This window comes from Sphingomonas zeae, from assembly GCF_014197135.1.
GTDB lineage: Bacteria > Pseudomonadota > Alphaproteobacteria > Sphingomonadales > Sphingomonadaceae > Sphingomonas > Sphingomonas zeae.
Map to the genome: position 1 here is coordinate 1 of NZ_JACIFA010000020.1, position 20,404 is coordinate 20,404.

The following is a 20,404-nucleotide window of genomic DNA, read 5'->3' on the forward strand; positions in this document are numbered from 1 at the left end:
ACCCGCTACGATCGGTGCCCAACCGCCTTCTTCTCCGCCGTCGCCCTCGCTGCCACCATCATCTTCTGGCTTTGATCAACGAGTCCTGACCCTAACCACCATGATCGGACATACCACGATCAGGGCGCGGCCTATCCGTTCCCCATTGTCCGTCGCAGTCGTTCCAAGGCGATCCCCGCCAGGTTCTGAGTTCGTTTGACATAACGCAGCCGCAACCGCGCGGGGCGGGGCAGGGCGCACCAGCGTTCGAAATAGGGGCGGCAGAGCGGCGGCACGCGCACCTTGCCGTTCGCCTGGGCAATGACGGCCAAGGCATCGCCCAGCAGGATCGCATCGCACACGCCGCGCTCCTGCGCCAAGCGGGTCGCGGCGATCAGGGCCAGCCATTCGGCCTCCATCGCCGATCCCGGCCCCAGGTCGCGTTCGATCAGCGCTTGCCCGCCCAGCACCACGGCATATTCCATGCCGCAGGGTCGATAGCCGCCGTCGAAGAAGATTTTCACGACGCCGCGATGCTGCGCGCGACCGCCTCGGCCGTCTTGATGCCGTCGACCGCCGCCGACAGGATGCCGCCCGCATAGCCCGCGCCCTCGCCCGCCGGGTACAGGCCGTAAGTATTGAGGCTGTGCCCATCCTCGCCGCGCGTGAAGCGGACCGGCGAGGAGGTGCGGGTCTCGACGCCGGTCATCACCACGTCCGGGTGGTCATATCCGGCGATCTGCTTCCCAAAGACGGGGATCGCCTCGCGCATCGCCTCGACCACGAAGTCGGGCAGGCATTCGGACAGGTCGGTCGGCGTCACGCCGGGGCGATAGGAGGGCGTGACCGAACCCAGGCTGGTCGAGGGGCGCTTGGCCAGGAAGTCGCCGACCCGCTGCGCGGGCGCCTTGTAGTTGGACCCGCCCGCGACATAGGCGCGCTCTTCCCAATGGCGTTGTAGCGCCAGGCCCGCCAGCGGATCGCCGGGAAAGTCGCGTTCGGGATCGATGGCGACGACGAAGCCCGAGTTGGCGTTGCGCTCGTTGCGCGAATATTGGCTCATGCCGTTGGTCGCGACGCGCCCCTCTTCGCTGGTCGCGGCGACCACCGTGCCGCCGGGACACATGCAGAAGCTGTAGACCGTCCGCCCGTTCTGGCAGTGGTGCGAGATGTGATATTCGGCCGCGCCCAGGATCGGATTGCCCGCCTGATGCCCGAAGCGCGCACGGTCGATCCACCCTTGCGGATGCTCGATGCGCACGCCGATCGAAAAGGGCTTGGCCTCGACATACACGCCCGCCGCCTGCAGCATCGCGAAGCTGTCACGCGCGCTGTGGCCGATGGCGAGGACGACATGGTCGGCCTCCAGATAGCCGCCGCAGTTCAGGTGCAGCCCGCGCACCCGGCGCTGGCCCGACCCGTCGGTTTCCACATCCAGCCCGTCGACGCGGGTGGAGAAGCGATATTCGCCGCCCAGCTCCTCGATCGTCGCGCGCATGCTCTCGACCATCGTGACCAGGCGGAAGGTGCCGATATGCGGATGCGCCTCGGTCAGGATCTCGGGCGGCGCGCCCGCCTTGACGAACTCGGTCAGTACCTTGCGGTTCAGGTGGCGCGGGTCCTTGATCCGGCTGTAGAGCTTGCCGTCGGAGAAGGTGCCAGCACCCCCTTCGCCATATTGCACGTTGGATTCGGGGTTGAGCACGCTGCGCCGCCACAGGCCCCAGGTGTCCTGGGTCCGCTCGCGCACCACCTTGCCGCGCTCCAGGATGATCGGGCGGTATCCGGCCTGCGCCAGCACGAGCGCGGCGAACAGGCCGCACGGCCCCGCGCCGATCACCACCGGGCGCTTCGTGCCCGGCGGCGGCGCGCTGGGCAGGTGATAGCGGGTGTCGGGCGTGCGCTGGACGTCGCGGTCGCGGCGGAACCGCTCCAGTACGGCGGCCTCGTTCTTCAGGTTCACGTCGACCGAATAGACGAGCTGGATATTGTTCTTGTCGCGCGCGTCATGCCCGCGCCGGGCGATGACGAAACGGACCAGCTCGCGCGGCGTCACGCGAAGCCTGCGGCAGATGGCAGCGGGCAGCGCCTCGTCCGCATGATGGAGAGGCAGTTTCAATTCACTCAGGCGGATCATGCTCCGCGCCATACAGATTTGCGGCCCGCCCCGCCATGGCGGCGTGCGCGGACGCGTCCGTCGTCACGCCGCGGAATTACCCGCGGGCTTCACATCCTACCGCGCGTAGAAGCGGGGCTTCGGGGACGGCGGGGTCCGCCTCGATCTCGGCTTGGAGCGTGGCCCAGCGTTCGCCGAACCAGTATTGGCCGCACTCGGCGCGCAAGATGGGGTCGTGCACGGTCGCGACATCCTCGATCGCGGTCAGTGCATGGCTGGGAATGTCGAAAAAGGTACGGACGATCGGCGTGGTCGGGCTTTCCCCTTCGCGCACGACGATGCCCAGCCGATTGGAATGAAGCCGGACGAGCGCGGCGAAGGGCTGAATCCCCAGCGAGGCGATAAAGGCGCGCAGCGTCTCGGGATCGAAATGCCCGTCCCATTCGAGCATCTGTGCCAGCGCCTCGTGCGGCGACCACGCGCGCTTGTACGGCCGGATCGAGGTGACCGCGTCATAGACGTCGCATATGGCGGAGATGCGGACGATCTGGCTGATCTCGTCGCCCTTCAGTCCATCGGGATAGCCTGTGCCGTCCATCCGCTCGTGGTGATGGCGGCACACTTCCAGAACTCTCGGGTCCAGATCGCTCAAGTCGGTCAGGATGCGGTGGCCCAAGCCTGGATGGCGGCGAATTTCCATGATTTCGTCGGCATTCAGGCGGCCGGGTTTGTCGAGGATGGTGGCCGGGACGTGCAGCTTGCCGATGTCGTGAAGCAGTCCCGCCATGCCCGCGACACGCACGTCCTGCTCGCTGAGGCCCAGATGCCGGGCGAGGCTCATCATCAGCGTGCCGACCGCGACCGAGTGGATGTAGATATACTGCCCATCGTCCTTCAGCCGGGTGGCCGCGATCATCGCAGCGGCGCTCTTGGCGGTCGTGTCGGCAATGTCCTCGACGATCGGAACCAGATCGCTGGTGCGTATGGTATGGCCGTGCAGGGCGTCCTCGAACAGCCGGGCGATGGCGGCGGCGGCGCGCGCGGACACGGTGCTGGCCCGTTCCAGCTCGGTCGGTGGCTTGGTGCGACGCGGGCGGAGCGAGGTGACGATCGGTGTCATCGGGGCCTCGACGCTCTGCGCCGGGGGGGATTCGGGCGTCTCGGCCGCGGCGGTCTTGGTCGGACCGCGCCCCTTGGTCAGGTCGATCGTGACGGCGGGAATCGACTGGCGGATCTTTGCCAGGTCCTCCGGCTCGGTCAGCAGGAAGGACGTTCGCCAAAAGGGGCTGTGGATCCAGGAGCAGTGCAGTGCATGGATGTACATGCCGAGCGCGACCTGATCGCTCCCGATCTGAATGAAACGATTCGCGGACGACTGCTCTTCCATGCCCCCAACCTAACCCATGTGTCGTAAAGTTTTGGTTTCGGGAGCCCGTCCCTCGCGAACGTCCAAGACGTGTTCCAGCCGCGGACAACAGGATCAACCCTTCCTGACAGATGAATTCGCCGCGGTGCGACCCGCGTCATTCCAACGTGATAATTACTATCAATCGCGTTGACAGTGCGAATGTTTCGCAATAGCGGGCGATTCAAAGGGGAAAATAGTCATGTCACAATCCTTCATCGCCCTGTCCTGTGTCGGTTTCCTGGCGACCGCGCCGCATGTCGCCGTCGCCGAGACTGGCCCGCGTGCCGACAACGCGACGCCGCCCGTCGCCGCGCCACGGCCCCAGGATTCGACCAGCGAGCGCGACGTGATTGTCACCGGCCAGCGCGCCACCGGTGCCGCGATTCTGGAAAGCCCGAAAGCGACCGCCGGGCTGCTCGATACGCCGCAGACGATCACCGTGGTCAGCGAGCAGACCATCCGTAAGCAGAATCTCCAGACGCTGCGCGACGTGCTCCAGACGCTGCCGGGCATCACCTTCGGCGCGGGCGAGGGCGGTGGCGGTTATGGCGATTCGATCAACCTGCGCGGCTATTCGGCCAGCAACGACATCACCATCGACGGTGTCCGCGACAGCGCGCAATACAGCCGCACCGACCCGTTCAACCTGCAACAGGTCGAGGTCTATAACGGCGCGAACAGCGTCTTCAACGGATCGGGTTCGGTCGGCGGCACGATTAACCTCGTCTCCAAGGTGCCGACGCCCGAGACGCTGACCATCATGCAGGGTTCGGTCGGCACCGACAATTATTATCGCGGCGCGATCGACAGCAATGTCCGCGTGTCGGACCTGGTCGCGGTGCGGCTGAACGGCGCCTATCATCATAACGACGTGCCGGGCCGCGATGTCGAGAAGATGCAGCGCTGGGGCATCGCGCCCTCGGTTACGATCGGCATCGGCGGCCCGACCAGCCTGACGCTCGCCTATGTCCATCAGGAGGATCGCAACACGCCGGTCTATGGCATTCCCTGGTTCGACAATGGCCTGGTCGACGGCTTCGTGCCCGGTGCGAAGCGGGACGCCTATTTCGGCATCGCCAATCTCGATCGGCAGGACAGCATTGTCGACCGCTTCACCGCGACCTTCCGTCACCAGATCGACGAGCATTGGAGCGTGCGCAACCTGACCCGCTGGCAACAGGTCACGCAGAATAGCGTCACATCCGCGCCGCAGGGCACCTTCTGCCTCGCCGCCACCAATCGCCAGCCGGTGACGGCGACGCCGGGCGGGACCGTGGGCGCGGCGTGCCCGGCCAACGTCCCGGCGGGATTCTATCTGCCCTCCGGCCCGCGCGGACTGGTACGCGATCAGCAGAACCAGATGCTGACCAACCAGATCGATCTGCGCCACGAGGCGGGCGCGAAGGGCGGTTTCCACAATGTCCTGAACATCGGCATGTCGGGCATGATCGAGAATTACCGCATCACCCAGGGCTCGCTACTGCGCAATGCCGATGGCAGCGCGGTGTCGCCGCTGCCGCTCATCAATATCGCCAGCCCGAACACCAATTATACCGGGCCGATCAACTTCACGACGACCGCCCAGTCGCGCAGCGAGACGCGCAACCTGGCTGTCTATGCCTTCGACACGCTGGCGCTGAACCGCTTCTTCGAGCTGAACGGCGGCGTGCGCTGGGAATATCAGGAGGCGAATTTCCGCGCCCTGCCGCTCACCATCGTGCCCCCCGGTTCAACCCAGCTGACCGCGCTCCAGGCGGCGCCTCAGATCAGCCGTGAGAAGCTGTTCTCCTGGCGCGCGGGGGCGGTGTTCCACCCGGTCGAGAATGTCAGCGTCTATGCCAGCTATGGCAATGCCAAGACGCCGTCCTCGACGACCGTCCGGCTGGGCTGTGGCGTGCCGTCCACCGCGACCGCCGCGAATCCCTGTGCCGTCGCACCCGAAACCGCCAAGAATTATGAAGCGGGGGTCAAGGCCGGGCTGTTCGGTCGTCGCCTGGAGCTGACCGCCGCGGTCTTCCGCAACGAGCGGACCAATTACCGCGTCCCCTCCAACGATCCGGCGCAGCCCGTCGGCTTGCAGGTGCTGGACGGGCGCAGCCGCGTCGACGGCATCGCGCTGGGCGCGTCGGGGACGGTCACCCCGGCCTGGACGATCTTCGCCAACTATACCTATCTCGACGGCAAGGTGCTGCAGAGTATCTCCAACCGCGACAAGGCGGCGGGCGTCCTTGATCCGCAGGCGGGCAGCCAGCTGATCCAGACGCCCGAGCATTCGGGCAGCCTGTTCACCACCTATAAGCTGCCCTTCGGCCTGGAAGTCGGTTATGGCCTGACCTATCAGGGGGCGTTCGCCACCAATTCCCCCGTCGCGGGCAATCCGGTGCAGTTCCATGTGGACGATTATCTGATCCACCGCGCCTTCCTGGCCTATACCATCGCCCAGCGCTGGACGATGCAGCTCAACGTTCAGAACTTCACCGACGAGAAATATGTGACGGGCGTGCGCAACAACATCAACGCGACGACCGGCATCGTCACCGGCGGCTGGGCCGTCCCCGGCGATCGGCGTCAGGCGACGCTGAGCCTGTTCTACAATTTCTGATCGGGCTAGCCTTCGTCGATGCTGATCGTCCTTCCCGATATCCTCGATCCCGCCGGGGTCGCCCAGGTCCGCCGTGTCATTGATGCGGGGCCGTGGGCGGACGGCAATGCCACCTCCGGCCCGCAGGCGGCGCTCGCCAAGCGCAACGAGCAGCTGCCCGAGGATTCGGGTGCGGCGGTCGAGGCGGGGCGGATGGTCCTTGATGCGCTGGGCCGTTCGCCGCTGTTCGTGGCGGCGGCCCTGCCGCTCAAAGTCTACCCGCCGCTGTTCAACCGCTATGCGGGCGGCCAGGCCTTCGACGTGCATGTCGACAACGCCGTGCGGTTGAAGCGCGGCAGCGATTTCCGGATGCGCTCCGACCTGTCGCTGACCCTCTTTCTGGAGGATCCGGACGCCTATGACGGCGGCGAACTGGTGGTCGAGGATCTGTACGGCGAACAGCGGGTGAAACTGTCCGCCGGAAGCGCGGTCCTTTACCCCGCCTCCAGCCTCCACCGTGTCGAGCCCGTGACGCGGGGTGCGCGCGTCGCCTCCTTCCTGTGGATCCAGTCCATGGTCCGCGACGATGGCGAGCGGCGCATCCTGTTCGACCTCGACCGCGCGGTGCAGCGGGTGGGCGCGGACAAGGGACAGGGCGATCGCTCGGTCATCGAGTTGACGGGCGTGTACCACAATCTGCTGCGCCGCTGGGCCGACGCATGAGCGCGGCCGTTCTGCAAAAGCCGAAGAAGCGCAAATGGCGGGGCTGGTGGCTGAAACAGCTTCACACCTGGCATTGGATCAGCGCGGCGGTGTCGCTGGTCGGCATGATGCTGTTCGCGATCACCGGGCTGACGCTCAACCATGCCGCCAGTATCTCGGCAAGCCCGGCTACGATCCAGAAAAGCGGACTGTTGGCGCCCGGCCTGCGTCCGCTCCTGGCGCATCCCGAGGCGAATGACGCGCCGCTGCCGCCCCGTGTGGCGGAGGCGGTGGAGCGCGCCGTCGATCTCGACGCCGCCGGGCGGCCGGGCGAATGGTCGGACGGCGAGGTGTATGTCGCGATGCCGCGTCCCGGCGGCGACGCCTGGGTCAGCATCGACCGGGCGAGCGGCGCGATCACCTCGGAGCGGACCGATCGCGGCTGGGTCTCCTATCTCAACGACCTGCACAAGGGGCGCAATGCCGGTTCCGCCTGGTTCTGGTTCATCGACGCCTTTGCGGTCGCCTGTATCGTCTTCACCCTGACCGGGCTGCTGCTGCTCCAGCTTCATGCGCGGCACCGTCCCTCGACCTGGCCGCTGGTGGCGGTGGGGTTCCTGCTTCCGGCGGCGATCGCCGTCTTCTTCCTGCACTGATGGAGAATCTCGCGATGCGATCGACCGCTGTTTTCGCGCTGGGCGCGGTGGCACTGCCGGGGGCGGCGAGCGCCGCGACGGTCAACGTCACCATCCCCCGGCTGAACGTCGCCGAATATCATCGGCCCTATGTCGCGGTCTGGTTGGAGCCCGCGACCGGTGGCGCGGCGCGCACGCTGGCCATCTGGTACGACGTCAAGAAGACCGGCGGCGAGCCCGGCACCAAATGGCTGGCCGATCTGCGCGCCTGGTGGCGCAAGGGCGGACGGAGCATGGCGATGCCCGCCAACGGCATCAGCGGCGCGACCCGTGCGCCCGGCATCCATGCCGTGCCCCTGCCTGCCGACGTGAAGCCCGGCCAATATGTGCTGAACGTCGAGGCCGCGCGCGAGACCGGTGGGCGCGAACTGGTGCAGGTGCCGCTGACCATTCCCAATCCGCAGGCGCGCGGGGCGGGCGGCCATGAACTCGGCGCCGTGACCGTCTCGGCGCGTTGATAGGGGAGGATCATCATGAAAAGCCATCGTCTGAAACTGCTCGCCGCCGCCGCCTTGCTGGCGATACCGGGTCTCGCCTCTGCGCACCGCATGTGGCTGCTCCCCTCGGGGACCATCTTCTCGGGCACTGATAGCTGGGTGACGGTCGATAGCGCCGTGTCGAACGACCTGTTTTATGCCGACCACCAGCCCGGCCGGATCGAGATGGTGAAGGTCTGGCAGCCCGACGGCACGCCGGGGCGAATCCAGAACGGCTCGACCGGGCGCTATCGCTCGGTCTTCGACGTGCAGCTCGACAAGCCGGGGACCTGGAAGATCGGCAGCGAGATGTCGGGCATCATGGGCAGCTTCAAGGTCGACGGCGTCGAGAAGCGGGTCGGCGGTCGGGGCGGGCCGCCGGGGGCGAACGGCATGCGCCAGCCGCCGCTGACCGTCGCCGACATTCCCGCCAACGCGACCGACGTGACACTGACCGAGACGAGCGCGCGCAACGAGATCTTCGTGACGGCGGGCGAACCGACGCGCACCGTGCTGAAGCCGACGGGCAAGGGGCTGGAACTCGACGCCGTCACCCACCCGGACGAACTGGTCGCGGGCGAGGCGGCCAAGTTCCGCTTCCTGGTCGACGGCAAGCCTGCGCCCAATCTGAAGGTCACGATCGTGCCCGGCGGCAAACGCTACCGCGATGCCGAGGGCGCCAAGGAGGTGACGACCGATGCGCAAGGGGTGCTGAGTTATGCCTGGCCGGCAGCGGGCATGTACTGGCTGAACGCGACGCTGACCGACGACAAGCCGACTGCCCCGCGCGCGACGCAGCGGCGGATGAGCTATACCACGACGCTGGAAGTCATGACGCCGTGATCGGCCAGGCGTGACCATGCGCGTCGTCCTGCCGCCCCGGATCGATCCCGACGTCTTGGCGGGTCATGATCCGGCGGCGGCGATCGTGACCCTGGGCGGCGAGACGATGGGGACGATGTGGCGGGTGGTTTACGCCACCCGCGATCCCGGTGATGGCGAGGCGATCGGTGCCGCCCTCCAGGCGCGGCTGGACGATCTGGTCGTGCAGATGAGTCATTGGTTGCCCGCCTCCCTGCTCTCGCGCTTCAACCGTTCGGCACCGGGGGACTGGACCGCATTGCCGGCCGATTTCGCGGCGGTGATCGCAACCGGGCTACGCGTCGCGGCGCTGAGCGATGGCGCCTTCGATCCAGCGATCGGGCATCTCGTCAATCTCTGGGGGCATGGTCCCCAAGGGGCGCAGCCCGTTCCTGACGCGGCGGCGGTCGATCGGGGCCGCGCGGCAGGGGGCTGGCGCCGCCTGCGCTGGGATGCGGGCGCGGCGCGGCTGTGGCAGGCGGGCGGTGTCGCGCTCGACCTGTCCGGCATCGCCAAGGGCTATGCCGCCGATGCGGTCGCTGACATGCTGGCAGGGCTGGGCTTTCGCCATTGTCTGGTCGAGGTGGGCGGCGAGCTGGTCGGGCGGGGCATGCGGCCCGATGGCGATCCCTGGTGGGTCGACCTCGAAACGCCGCCGGGCGTCGACCTGCCGCCGATGCGCGTGGCGCTGCATGGCATGGCGGTGGCGGGCAGCGGGACCTATCGCAAGGGGGAGCACGGCCTCGACCCACGCTCGGGCTTTCCCCCGACCAATGGCGTGATCGCCGTCCATGTCATCGCGCAGACCGGGATGCTGGCGGACGCTCTGGCCACGGCGGTGGCGATCCTGTTTCCGGATCTGTCGTCATTGGCGCCGATCCGGGTCGCCGCGCGCATCCTGGTCCGCCGGGGCGATGTGGTGGAGGAAATCCTGACCGAGCCGCTCAAGTCGATGCTCGGCTAACTTTCCTCCCCTGCAAGGGGAGGAATTTGAAATCAGAACCGCCCCCTGAGCGTCACCCGGACATTGCGCGGCGCGCCGGGCATCGTCCACACATCGGCATAGCTGCTGGCGATGTAATAGGTGTCGAACAGGTTATCGAGGTCGAGCCGAACGTCGAAGCGCGGATTGACCGCCCAGGTGGCGTCCAGCCGCGCGACGGTATAGGCGGGCAGGCGATAGCCGGTGGCATAGGGGTCGCCGTTGCGGGCGCCGACATGGGTCACGCCGCCCCCGACCGTCACCGCCCCCAGCCGCTGATGCAGGTCGAGCGCCGCCAGATGCTCGGGCACGTTGGACAGCATGGTGCCGATCAGCGCGGTGTTCTTGTCGTTGCGCACCGTCGCGTCGGTATAGGTATAGGTCGCGGTGCCGGTCAGGCCGCTGGTCAGGTGCCAGTCGGCGACCGTCTCCACCCCGCGTGACCGCTGGCGACCGATCTGCGTCTTCACGAACGGATCGGTGGCATTGGGGTTGAGCACGTTGCGCTTCGTCATGGTGAACAGCGCGGTCTGGCCGGTCAGGGCGCCGCCGAACAGGCTGTATTTCGCGCCGATCTCGGTCGAACTGCTGCGCTCGGCATCGAAACTGCTGATCCCGTCCGAGGGGTTGAGCCGCAGCGACTGGCCCCAGCTGGTAAAGAGCGAGAAGTGCGGGCTCGCGGCCCAGGTCAGTGCCGCGCGCGGGGTGATGCCGCGATCGATCGTGTTCAGCACCAGATTGCCGCGCAGATAATTGGTCATCGTCTCGCGGAAATTGTTCCAGCGCGCACCCACGAGCGCGGTGAAGTCGCCGAAGCGAATCAGGTCCTGCGCATAGACGCTCTCGCTGCGGAAGGAATGGTGGCGATCCTGAAAGGGCGTGGGCACCGGCAGCGGCTGGCCATAGACGGGATTAAAGGCGTCGATGATCAGGATCGGCGCGCCCGGCCGTCCGCGTGCCTGGTCCATGCGGAAGTCCAGGCCGTGCCGCACCCGGTCGACGCCGATGCGCAGGTCATGCGATAGACCCAGCCAGTCGGCCTTGGCGGTCAGCTCGACGCGGGCGGTCAAATCCTGCCAGCGGAAATCGTGGAAACGCCGCGAGCGGCCGATCGTCCGGCCATCGGCCTGCACCCCGCGCGCGCCGAAATCGACCTGGGTGGCATAGCCGCGCAGAAACCCGTCGCGGCTCGACAGCCCGGCCTCCAGCGAGATGCGGTCGGACAGCGCGGCAAAGACGCTGCCCTGCTGCCACAACATCCGCTGAGTCATGCGGCCATCAGCGGGTTCGCCCAGAAAGGTGTCGCGGTCCATCGCGCGGGGCTCGCCCTTGATCGCCGCCACACCGCGATCGATCGGCGCGCGGTTGCGCATGAACTCGGCCTGATAGAGGAAGCGCAGATTCTGGGTCGGGGTGAAGGAAACCGAGGGCGCGATCAGCAGCCGGTCGGTGTGGACATAGTCGCGAAAGCTGTCGCCTTCCTCCGCGACGCCGATCAGCCGCGCCGCCAGCGTGCTCGTTACCGGGCCGCTGATATCGCCGGTCGCGCGCAGCCGGTTCCAGCTGCCATAGCTGAGCGTCGCCTCGCCCTTGGGCGTCGGGGTCGGCGCCTTGGTGACGATGTTGAGCGATCCGCCCGGCTCGCCCAGGCCGGACAGCGCGGCGGCGGCGCCCTTCAGAAACTCGAACCGCTCGACCGTGGCGACATCGACCGGCGCGTTGAAACCCAGATTGCTGCTGAAGCGGTTGATGAGGATGTCGGGGCCGCTATTCTCGTTGCCCGCGAACCCGCGGATCGCATATTTGTCCCACAGCCCGCCAAAGTCGTTCTGCCGCGATACGCCGCCCGCCAGGTCGATCGCATCGTCCAGCCGGGTCGCGCCGATGCGATCGAGCAGGCGGTGGTCGATGACGCGCAGACTTTGCGGATAGCGGTTGGGGGGCGTGTCGGTGCCGGTGATGCTGGCATTGGCATCGCGCAGGCCGGTGACGACGACATCCGCCTGCGCCTCGCTGCCAGCCGGCTCCACCGGCGCGGTCAGGGTTTGTGCCCCCGCCGCTTGCCCCATGGCCATCCCGGCGAACAGCACCGTACGCCAGATTGTTTTCGACATGTCAGAACCCCCCAATCGATTTTGGCGGGCCAATATCGATAATGATAATAACTCTCAATCAGAATTTGACAGGAAATGGGTTGGAGCCATGTCATGCATCTGCCATGCAGAGCCGCCATGAGCGTCGGGCGGCCCTGCGCCGCGACATGGGTGCGTAAAGGTGATGGCAATGACGATGCGGCGACGGGCACGGACCATGATTTTGCTGGCGGCTGGCCTGCTGACCGCGACCGGGGCGATGGCCGAACCGCTGAAGGTCATGACGTTCAACGTTCGCTATGCCTCGGACGAGGGGGCGCAGCGCTGGGCGGTGCGCCGGCCGGTGATGGTGGAACTGATCCGCCGCGCCGCGCCCGACGTGATCGGGACGCAGGAACTGCTTCAGCGGCAAGGCGACGACCTGATCCGCGCGCTGCCCGGCTATCGCTGGTTCGGACGCGACCGGATGGGCGGGCATGCCAATGAGCATATGGGCATCTTCTACCGCCCCGACCGGTTGACCCTAATCGAGCATGGCGACTTCTGGCTGTCCGATACGCCCGATGTGGTCGGCAGCCAGAGCTGGGACACCGACCTGCCGCGCATGGCGAACTGGGCGGTGTTCGAGACGAAGGAGGCCAAACCGCACCGTTTCCTGTTCCTCGACACGCATCTGGCGCACCGCGACGAGGATGCCGAGGCGCGGGACAAGGCGGCGGGGCTGATCCTGTCGCGGTTGCCCGCACTGGCGAAGAACCTGCCGGTGGTGGTGGCGGGCGACATGAACGCGCGGCCCGATACGGCGGCCTATCGGCGTTTCGCGGCCGTGCTGACCGATGCCTGGGGCAGCGCAAAACGGCGTGAGGGGCCGGAGATGACCTTCCACGACTTCACCGGCACGGCCGACCGGCGGATCGACTATATCTTCCTGCGCGGCTTTCGCGCGGAGTCGATCGCGACCGATACCTATCACCGGGGCAAGACGTACCCGTCGGATCATTTCCCGATCGAGGCGACGCTGACGTTTGATCGCTGAGATCCTCCCCGGCACGGGGAGGTGGCAGGGCGAAGCCCTGACGGAGGGGGGCTTCGACATAGGGTCTCCCGTGCGGCACGCCCCCTCCACCAGCTTCGCTGGTCCCCCTCCCCGTTCCGGGGAGGATCGTTTCCCGATAGCGTTATCATTTGGCCGCTCCTATGATCGGTCGACAGCCGATCGCGGCGCGGAATCGCGCGGCCGCGGGCATAGGAGAGGGATGACATGCGGATGGGGCACTCACGGTCCGGCGCCGGGCGGCGCATGGGTTTGGCGCTGTTGCTGGCCGCGGCGGCGGCTTGGCCCGCCATGGCGCAGGCGCGCCCACGTATCCTGACCCCGATCAGCGCTCATGCCGTCCTTCAACGCGACCGCCCGATCATCGTCGAAGGCGCGGCCGATGCGGGGGAGCGGGTCAGCGTCACGATGGGCGGGGCCAGCACCACCGCGACCGCCGATGCCAAGGGCCGCTGGCGCGCGACCCTGCCCGCCATGGCGGCGACCGCGACTCCGCTGACCCTGACCGCCACCGGCAAGGACGGCGCGGCCGACACGATGGACGATCTGCTGATCGGCGATGTCTGGCTGTGTTCGGGCCAGTCGAACATGGAATATCCGACCAAGCAGGCGCTCAACGGCGAGGGGCTGGTCAAAGGCGCGGCCGATGACCGTATCCGCCTGCTCGACGTGGCGCATCATGTCGGCCTGTCCGCCGACGAGCCGTTGGAAAAGCGCCCGGTCTGGGCCGCCGCCTCGCCAGCCAGCGTCGCCGATTTCTCCGCGGTCTGCTATCTGATGGTCAAGGACCTTGCCGCCAAGGCGAACGTCCCGATGGGGGCGATCGATTCGAGCTGGGGCGGGACCAAGATCCTGCCCTGGATTCCGGCGACCGAAGCGCGCAAGCTGCCCGGCCTGTCCGCCGATGCCGACTTGCTGGCACTCTATGCACGCGATCATGCAGCGGGCTTGCGCAGTTTCAGCGACCGCTGGGGCGACTGGTGGCGCAAGGCGAGCGGGACGAAGCGCGGGCAGGAGCCCTGGAACGCTCCGGACCGGCTGAGCTGGACGCCGGTGCCCAAATTCAGCCCTTGGGAGGAATGGGGCGTGCCCGCGCTGGCCGACTATAACGGCCTGGTCTGGTTCCGGCAGGGCTTCGAGCTTCCCACCGCGCCCAGCGGCGACGGGGTGATCGAACTGGCGGGGATCGACGAACTCGATACCGTCTGGGTCAATGGCGTGGTCGTCGGCGCGACCTTCGGCTGGGGCGACTGGCGGCGCTACACCGTGCCGCGTTCGGCGCTGAAGAAGGGGCGTAACGAGATCGTTGTCGGCCTGGGCGACACCTATGGTCCGGGCGGCATGTTCGGCCCCGCCGACCATATCCAGTTCACCCCCGCAGGGGGCCAGCCGATCCCGCTCGGCAGCGGCTGGCGCTATTCGGTCTATAAGCGCGACGACCAGAGTTATCCGCGCAGCCCCTGGGAAAGCCATGCGGGACTGGGCACGCTTTATAACGGCATGATTGCGCCGCTCGGGCCGATGGGGCTGAAGGGCGTGGCGTGGTATCAGGGCGAATCCGATGTCGGTCGCGCGGATTATGGCGACCGGCTGGCCTTGTTGATGACCGGCTGGCGGCAGCAGTTCCAGGCCCCGGACCTGCCCTTCCTGATCGTGCAGCTCGCCAATTTCGGATCGCCGCCGGTCAAGATCGGCGACAGCGGCTGGGCGGCGCTGCGCGAGACCCAGCGTCTGGCGGTGCTGCGCGATCCCCATGCCGCGCTGGTGACGGCGATCGATATCGGCGTGCGTAACGACATCCATCCGGCGGACAAGAACGAACTCGCGAAGCGTCTGGTCTTCGCCGAACAGCATCTGATGGCGGGGGACCGCGCCAATGCCTCCGGGCCGATGATCGCCTCGGCTACCCGCGCGGGGGGTGAGGTAGTGCTGCGTTTCAACGGGGTACAGGGCGCGCTTCATGCGTGGAGTGCGGCGGCCCCGATCGGGTTCGAGCTGTGCGATGCCAGCGCCTGTCGCTATGCGCAAGCCAGTGTGAACGGCTCTGAGGTGCGCCTGGCCGATGCCCGGCCGAGCGATGTGCGCGTGCGCTACGCCTGGGCGGATGCGCCGGTGGTCAATTTCTATGACGACGCCCCGCATCCGGTGGTGCCGTTCGAGATGGTAATCACGGGGAATTGATCCGAGCTACCCTCACCCTTCCCACCCGCTAAGGCGGGTTGGCCCCTTCCCTCTCCCACCGGGAGAGGGAGGGAGGCGCGAAGCGCCGGAAGGGTGAGGGTGGTCCAGCGAAAAGGGAGAAACGCCACCACCGGACGCGTTTGACCGGTCAACGCCCCCAAAAGGCGCTTGAAATAAAATGTCATCCGGTTGAAAGATAGCAACGACCCGAGGTGAATCGGGCAGAGTGTTGAGGAGAGAGCATGGCCGTGCCGCCCGAAGGCCATTCGCGCGCCAACCTGGCCCCGTTGCAACTGCATGTGCCCGAGCCGAAATTCCGGCCCGGCGATGCGGTCGACTTCGCCAGTGTCGAGGTTCCGCCCGCCGGCGCCCAGCGCCGCCCGGACACCGCCGCCCCCGCCGACAGCTTCCATGAACTCGCCTATACGCTGGTCCGCGTGCTGGATGAGGAAGGCCGCGCGGTCGGTCCCTGGGATCCCAAGCTCTCGCCCGATCGGCTTCGCCGGATGCTGCGCCACATGGTATTGCTCCGCGCGTTCGACGAGCGCATGTTCCGAGCGCAGCGGCAGGGCAAGACCAGCTTCTACATGAAGGCGCTGGGCGAGGAGGCGGTTGCGGTCGCCGCCGCCCATGCGCTGGACTATGAGGATATGTGCTTCCCCTCGTACCGTCAGCAGGGGCTGTTGATCGCGCGCGACTGGCCGCTGGTCGACATGATGAACCAGATCTATTCCAACAGCGCGGATCGGCTGGGCGGCAAGCAACTGCCCATCATGTATTCGGCCAAGGAAGCGGGTTTCTTCTCGATCTCGGGCAATCTGACGACGCAGTACCCGCAGGCGGTGGGCTGGGCGATGGCTTCGGCCGCCAAGGGCGATACCCGGATCGCGGCGGTGTGGTGCGGCGAGGGCTCGACGGCGGAGGGCGACTTCCACTCGGCCTGCACCTTCGCCGCCGTCTACCGCGCGCCGGTCGTCATGAACGTCGTCAACAACCAGTGGGCGATTTCGAGCTTCTCGGGTTTCGCGGGCGCGGAGGCGACGACCTTTGCCGCGCGGGCGATCGGTTATGGCATTGCGGGCCTGCGGGTCGACGGCAATGATGCGCTGGCGGTCTATGCCGCCACGCAATGGGCGGCAGAGCGCGCCCGGACCAATCAGGGCGCGACGCTGATCGAGCATTTCACCTATCGCACCGAGGGCCATTCCACCTCGGACGATCCCACCCAATATCGCTCGGCGGGCGAGCCGACCGCATGGCCGCTGGGCGATCCGATCCGGCGGTTGAAGGATCACCTGATCGCGCTTGGCGAATGGGACGAGAAACGTCACGCGGACCAGGACCGCGAGGTCGCCGAAGAAGTCCGCGCCGCGCAGAAGGCGGCCGAGGCGAACGGCATATTGGGTCACGGCCTGCACCAGCCGCTCGACAGCCTGTTCGACGGCGTGTTCGAGGAAATGCCCTGGCACCTGCGCGAGCAGCGTCAGCAGATGCTCGACGAAGAACAGGCGAGCGGACGGCCATGGGCGCGCAAGTGATCCCTGTTCGGCACCACCCCGGCGAAGGCCGGGGTCCAGTCGCCGTGTCCCCGCCATCGCAGGGTATCGCGTGCCTCCTATCGTCTCGCAGCTGGACCCCGGCCTTCGCCGGGGTGGAAGATAATTGATGAGCGACCTGATCAACCAAACCGCCCCCGAAACGGGCGAAACCACCCGCATGAACATGATCCAGGCGATCAACTCCGCCATGGACGTGGTCATGGCGCGCGACCCCGATGTGGTCGTGATGGGTGAGGATGTCGGCTATTTCGGCGGCGTCTTCCGCGCGACCGCGGGCTTGCAGAAGAAATACGGCAAGACCCGCGTGTTCGACACGCCGATCACCGAATGCGGCATCATCGGCGTGGCGGTCGGCATGGGCGCCTACGGCCTGCGCCCGGTGCCCGAAATCCAGTTCGCCGACTATATCTACCCCGCGCTCGACCAGCTGGTCAGCGAGGCGGCGCGGCTGCGCTATCGCTCGGCGGGCGAGTTCACCGCACCGATCACGGTCCGCTCGCCCTTCGGCGGCGGTATCTTCGGCGGCCAGACGCACAGCCAGTCGCCGGAGGGCATCTTCACCCATGTCTCGGGCATCAAGACGGTGATCCCGGCGACGCCCTATGACGCCAAGGGGCTGCTGATCGCCGCGATCGAGGACAATGACCCGGTCCTCTTCTTCGAGCCCAAGCGAATCTATAACGGCCCGTTCAACGGCCATTGGGATCGCCCGGCAGAGAACTGGTCCAAGCATCCCGGCGGCGAAGTGCCCACCGGCTATTACAAGATTCCGCTGGGCAAGGCGGCGACGGTGCGCGCGGGCGAGGCGGTGACGATCCTGTGCTATGGTACGATGGTCCATGTCTGCGCCGCCGTGGTCGCCGATATGGGCGTCGATGCCGAGATCATCGACCTGCGCACCCTGATCCCGCTCGACATCGAGGCGATCGAGGCGTCGGTGAAGAAGACCGGCCGCTGCATGATCGTGCACGAGGCGACGCGCACCGCCGGCTTCGGCGCGGAATTGTCCGCGCTAGTGCAGGAACGCTGTTTCTACCATCTCGAAGCGCCGATCGCGCGCGTGACCGGCTTCGACACGCCCTATCCGCACAGCCTGGAATGGGCCTATTTCCCCGGCCCGGTCCGCATCGGCCAGGCGCTCAAGAACTTGCTGAAGGACGCCTGACATGGCTCGTTTCACCTTCCGCCTGCCCGACATCGGCGAAGGCATCTCCGAGGCCGAAATCGTCGCCTGGCACGTCAAGCTCGGCGACCGCGTCGAGGAGGATCAGTCGGTCGCCGACATGATGACCGACAAGGCGACGGTCGAGATGGAATCGCCGGTTTCGGGCACCGTGGTCGAACTGGCGGGTGAGGTCGGCGATCAGGTGCCGATCGGATCGGCACTGATGGTGATCGAAACCGATGCGGTCGAAGAGGCCGTGTCGCCCGCCACGCAAGAAGCGGTGCTCGAAGCCGAAAACCCCGGCGTCGAAGAAGCGCAAACTCCCTCTCCCCCTATGGGAGAGGGCGGGGGTGAGGGGGCGCCACAAGCGACGTCCCCCGTGGTCACCCCTCACCCGGACCCTCTCCCACAAGGGGAGAGGGAGCAGGAGAAGAAGGTGCTGGCTTCGCCCGCCGTCCGGGCGCGCGCGCAGGATCTGGGCGTCGACCTTTCCGCCGTGAAGCCTGCCGAGGGTGACCGCGTTCGGCATTCGGACCTCGACGCCTTCCTGCGTTACGGTTCCGGCCAGGGCTACACCCCCGCCCGTGCCCCCCGCGCGGACCAACAGGTGCGCGTCATCGGGATGCGCCGCCGTATCGCCGAGAATATGGCCGCCTCCAAGCGCGCCATCCCCCATTTCACCTATGTCGAGGAAATCGACGTCACCGCGCTGGAGGAAACGCGGGCGCAGCTGAACGCGGGCCGGGGCAATCGGCCCAAGCTGACGATGCTGCCGCTCCTCATCGTCGCGATCTGCAAGACGCTGCCCGACTTCCCGATGCTCAACGCGCGTTATGATGACGAGGCGGGCGTGGTGAACCGGTCGGGCGCGGTGCATATGGGCATGGCGACGCAGACCCCGGCGGGGCTGATGGTCCCGGTCATCCGCAACGCCGAAAGCCGCAATGTCTGGCAGCTCGCGACCGAAATCGGCCGTCTGGCCGAAGCCGCGCGCGCGGGCAGCATCGCCAGCGCCGATATGGGCGGCGGCACGATCACCCTGACCTCGCTCGGGCCGCTCGGCGGGATCGCGACGACGCCGGTGATCAACCGGCCCGAAGTGGCGATCATCGGTCCGAACCGCATCGTCGAGCGTCCCGTCTTCCGCTCCGATGGACGCGGGGGCGAGACGATCGCGCGGGCCAAGCTGATGAACCTATCAATCAGCTGCGACCACCGGGTCGTCGATGGCTATGACGCGGCGAGCTATGTTCAGGCATTGAAGAACCTGCTGGAAACGCCGGTGATGCTGTTCGCGGATTGAGGCCGGTGCGGGGCGGGGTCGAAGGCCGCGCCCTGCAGCTTACCCTCGACTCTCATGGCTGAGCCCGGCGTCCTGCCCTTGAAACAGGAGGACGCCATGCGTGGAATGATGGGGGAACCGCTGGAAACGGCGTGAGATGGGACGGTCGGCGATGACCTCATCGTCGCTTCCGGCATCCATGCGACGATCAAGACCCGGCTTGCCATCCGCGCCCCAAGCGTCAACAGGGGCGGCATGACGACCGATCGACCTGCGCGTACCGGCCTGTTGCTGGGCATCGGCGCCTATATCAGCTGGGGCATATTGCCGCTTTATCTCAAGCTGTTGAAGGGCGTGCCCGCGCTTCAGGTGCTGGCGCATCGTGTGCTTTGGTCGTTGTTGCTGCTGGTCGCCGTCGTTGTGATCGCGCGGCGGGGCAGGGCGATCCTGGCGGCGGCACGAGGGCGGACGCTGTTGCTGCTCTGCGCCAGTGCCGCGCTGATCGCGATCAACTGGATGGTCTATATCTGGTCGGTCCAGAACAACCATGTGCTGGAGGCCAGCCTTGGCTATTTCATCAACCCGTTGATCAACGTCGCGCTGGGGGTCGCGTTGCTCGGCGAGCGGATCCGCCGGGGACAGGCGATCGCGGTCGGCATCGCCGCGCTCGGCGTGGCGGTGCTGGCGATCAGCGGGGGCGGGGCGATCTGGATTTCGCTGGCGCTGGCCTTGTCGTTCGGATTCTACGGCTTGGTGCGCAAGGTCGCCGCGATCGATGCGTTGGGTGGCCTGACGGTCGAGACCTTGCTTCTGGCAGCCCCGGCGCTCGCGGTGCTGATCCTGGCGAGCGCCAATGGCACGGCGGCGTTCGGCGCGGATCGGCATCTCGACATGCTGTTGGTCCTGGCAGGCGCGGTGACGGCCGCGCCGCTGCTGATGTTCGCGGCGGCAGCGCGGCGGATGCGCTACGCGACGCTGGGGCTGCTCCAATATCTGGCCCCCACCCTGCAATTCGCGCAAGCCGTGCTGCTGTTCGGCGAGCCGCTCAGGCCGGTCCACATCGTCACCTTCGCACTGATCTGGGCGGGGTGTGCGCTCTACGCGTTCGACAGCGTGCGGGGGAGCCGGACGCCGGTAACGGCGGAATAGGTTCGCGCGGAGACGCGGAGTTGGTCTGCCCAGCCGCAGGCTGCTTCCATCCCAAGCAGCGTGGCTTTGTCGTCCGATCGAGAGGGGGACGCCAGTCCGGCATATCCAGACACCTCCGCGC

Annotated in this window: 16 protein-coding genes; 12 read left to right on the forward strand and 4 right to left on the reverse strand. The window is 67.0% G+C overall.

Translation table 11 applies throughout. From position 1 onward, the window contains the following. Positions 1-131 precede the first annotated feature (131 nt). From GGR45_RS18080 to GGR45_RS18090, 3 genes are all read right to left on the reverse strand, one after another. Positions 132-503: a ribonuclease H family protein gene (locus tag GGR45_RS18080; protein WP_175310364.1), complete on the reverse strand. Its 372-nt coding sequence runs from the start codon at positions 501-503 to the stop codon at positions 132-134. Further along, positions 500-2,116: an NAD(P)/FAD-dependent oxidoreductase gene (locus GGR45_RS18085; RefSeq protein WP_175310365.1), complete on the reverse strand. Its 1,617-nt coding sequence runs from the start codon at positions 2,114-2,116 to the stop codon at positions 500-502. Before GGR45_RS18085 ends, GGR45_RS18080 begins: the two co-directional genes overlap by 4 nt. A 76-nt stretch (positions 2,117-2,192) precedes the next feature. Then, complete coding sequence (locus tag GGR45_RS18090; protein WP_175310366.1) at positions 2,193-3,482, reverse strand: cyclic di-GMP phosphodiesterase; 1,290 nt, start codon at positions 3,480-3,482, stop codon at positions 2,193-2,195. Between the two features lie 220 nt (positions 3,483-3,702). Between GGR45_RS18090 and GGR45_RS18095 the strand changes: the two genes are divergently transcribed. Genes GGR45_RS18095 through GGR45_RS18120 form a run of 6 tightly spaced genes read left to right on the forward strand, consistent with a single transcriptional unit; the run spans position 3,703 to position 9,782 of the window. Continuing rightward, entirely contained in the window at positions 3,703-6,105 is a 2,403-nt protein-coding gene (locus GGR45_RS18095) for a TonB-dependent receptor (protein WP_175310367.1), read from the forward strand. Positions 6,106-6,123: 18 nt separating this feature from the next. Then, on the forward strand, positions 6,124-6,807 hold the full coding sequence (locus GGR45_RS18100) for a Fe2+-dependent dioxygenase (RefSeq protein WP_175310368.1): 684 nt from the start codon (positions 6,124-6,126) through the stop codon (positions 6,805-6,807). Beyond that, on the forward strand, positions 6,804-7,442 hold the full coding sequence (locus GGR45_RS18105; protein ID WP_175310369.1) for a PepSY-associated TM helix domain-containing protein: 639 nt from the start codon (positions 6,804-6,806) through the stop codon (positions 7,440-7,442). The genes GGR45_RS18100 and GGR45_RS18105 overlap by 4 nt, the downstream gene beginning before the upstream one ends. Positions 7,443-7,456: 14 nt before the next feature. Continuing rightward, positions 7,457-7,939, forward strand: a complete 483-nt coding sequence (locus GGR45_RS18110; RefSeq protein ID WP_175310370.1) for a DUF2271 domain-containing protein — start codon at positions 7,457-7,459, stop codon at positions 7,937-7,939. Positions 7,940-7,954: 15 nt separating this feature from the next. Beyond that, the gene (locus GGR45_RS18115; RefSeq protein ID WP_175310371.1) at positions 7,955-8,800 is read left to right on the forward strand and encodes a DUF4198 domain-containing protein; all 846 of its coding nucleotides are present in this window, start codon (positions 7,955-7,957) and stop codon (positions 8,798-8,800) included. A gap of 16 nt (positions 8,801-8,816) precedes the next feature. After that, positions 8,817-9,782 (forward strand): FAD:protein FMN transferase, encoded by a 966-nt coding sequence (locus GGR45_RS18120; RefSeq protein ID WP_175310401.1) that lies wholly within the window; start codon positions 8,817-8,819, stop codon positions 9,780-9,782. Positions 9,783-9,814: 32 nt separating this feature from the next. Here GGR45_RS18120 and GGR45_RS18125 read toward each other — a convergent pair whose 3' ends face one another. Next, positions 9,815-11,914 carry a TonB-dependent siderophore receptor gene (locus GGR45_RS18125; protein WP_175310372.1) on the reverse strand — a complete coding sequence of 700 codons (2,100 nt, stop codon included), beginning with the start codon at positions 11,912-11,914 and terminating at the stop codon, positions 9,815-9,817. Positions 11,915-12,083: 169 nt separating this feature from the next. On the opposite strand from GGR45_RS18125, the gene GGR45_RS18130 reads away from it, so the two are divergent. From GGR45_RS18130 to rarD, 6 genes are all read left to right on the forward strand, one after another. Beyond that, positions 12,084-12,929 (forward strand): endonuclease/exonuclease/phosphatase family protein, encoded by an 846-nt coding sequence (locus tag GGR45_RS18130; RefSeq protein WP_246358311.1) that lies wholly within the window; start codon positions 12,084-12,086, stop codon positions 12,927-12,929. Positions 12,930-13,154: 225 nt separating this feature from the next. Continuing rightward, entirely contained in the window at positions 13,155-15,128 is a 1,974-nt protein-coding gene (locus GGR45_RS18135; RefSeq protein WP_175310373.1) for a sialate O-acetylesterase, read from the forward strand. 242 nt (positions 15,129-15,370) lie between these two features. Beyond that, the gene (locus tag GGR45_RS18140; protein WP_175310374.1) at positions 15,371-16,666 is read left to right on the forward strand and encodes a 3-methyl-2-oxobutanoate dehydrogenase (2-methylpropanoyl-transferring) subunit alpha; all 1,296 of its coding nucleotides are present in this window, start codon (positions 15,371-15,373) and stop codon (positions 16,664-16,666) included. A gap of 178 nt (positions 16,667-16,844) precedes the next feature. Then, a complete protein-coding gene (locus GGR45_RS18145) occupies positions 16,845-17,852 on the forward strand; it encodes an alpha-ketoacid dehydrogenase subunit beta (RefSeq protein WP_175310403.1) in 1,008 nt (335 codons plus the stop codon). Position 17,853: 1 nt separating this feature from the next. Beyond that, entirely contained in the window at positions 17,854-19,155 is a 1,302-nt protein-coding gene (locus GGR45_RS18150; protein ID WP_175310375.1) for a dihydrolipoamide acetyltransferase family protein, read from the forward strand. Positions 19,156-19,389: 234 nt separating this feature from the next. Next, the gene (gene rarD / locus GGR45_RS18155) at positions 19,390-20,283 is read left to right on the forward strand and encodes an EamA family transporter RarD (protein ID WP_175310376.1); all 894 of its coding nucleotides are present in this window, start codon (positions 19,390-19,392) and stop codon (positions 20,281-20,283) included. Positions 20,284-20,404: the final 121 nt, after the last annotated feature.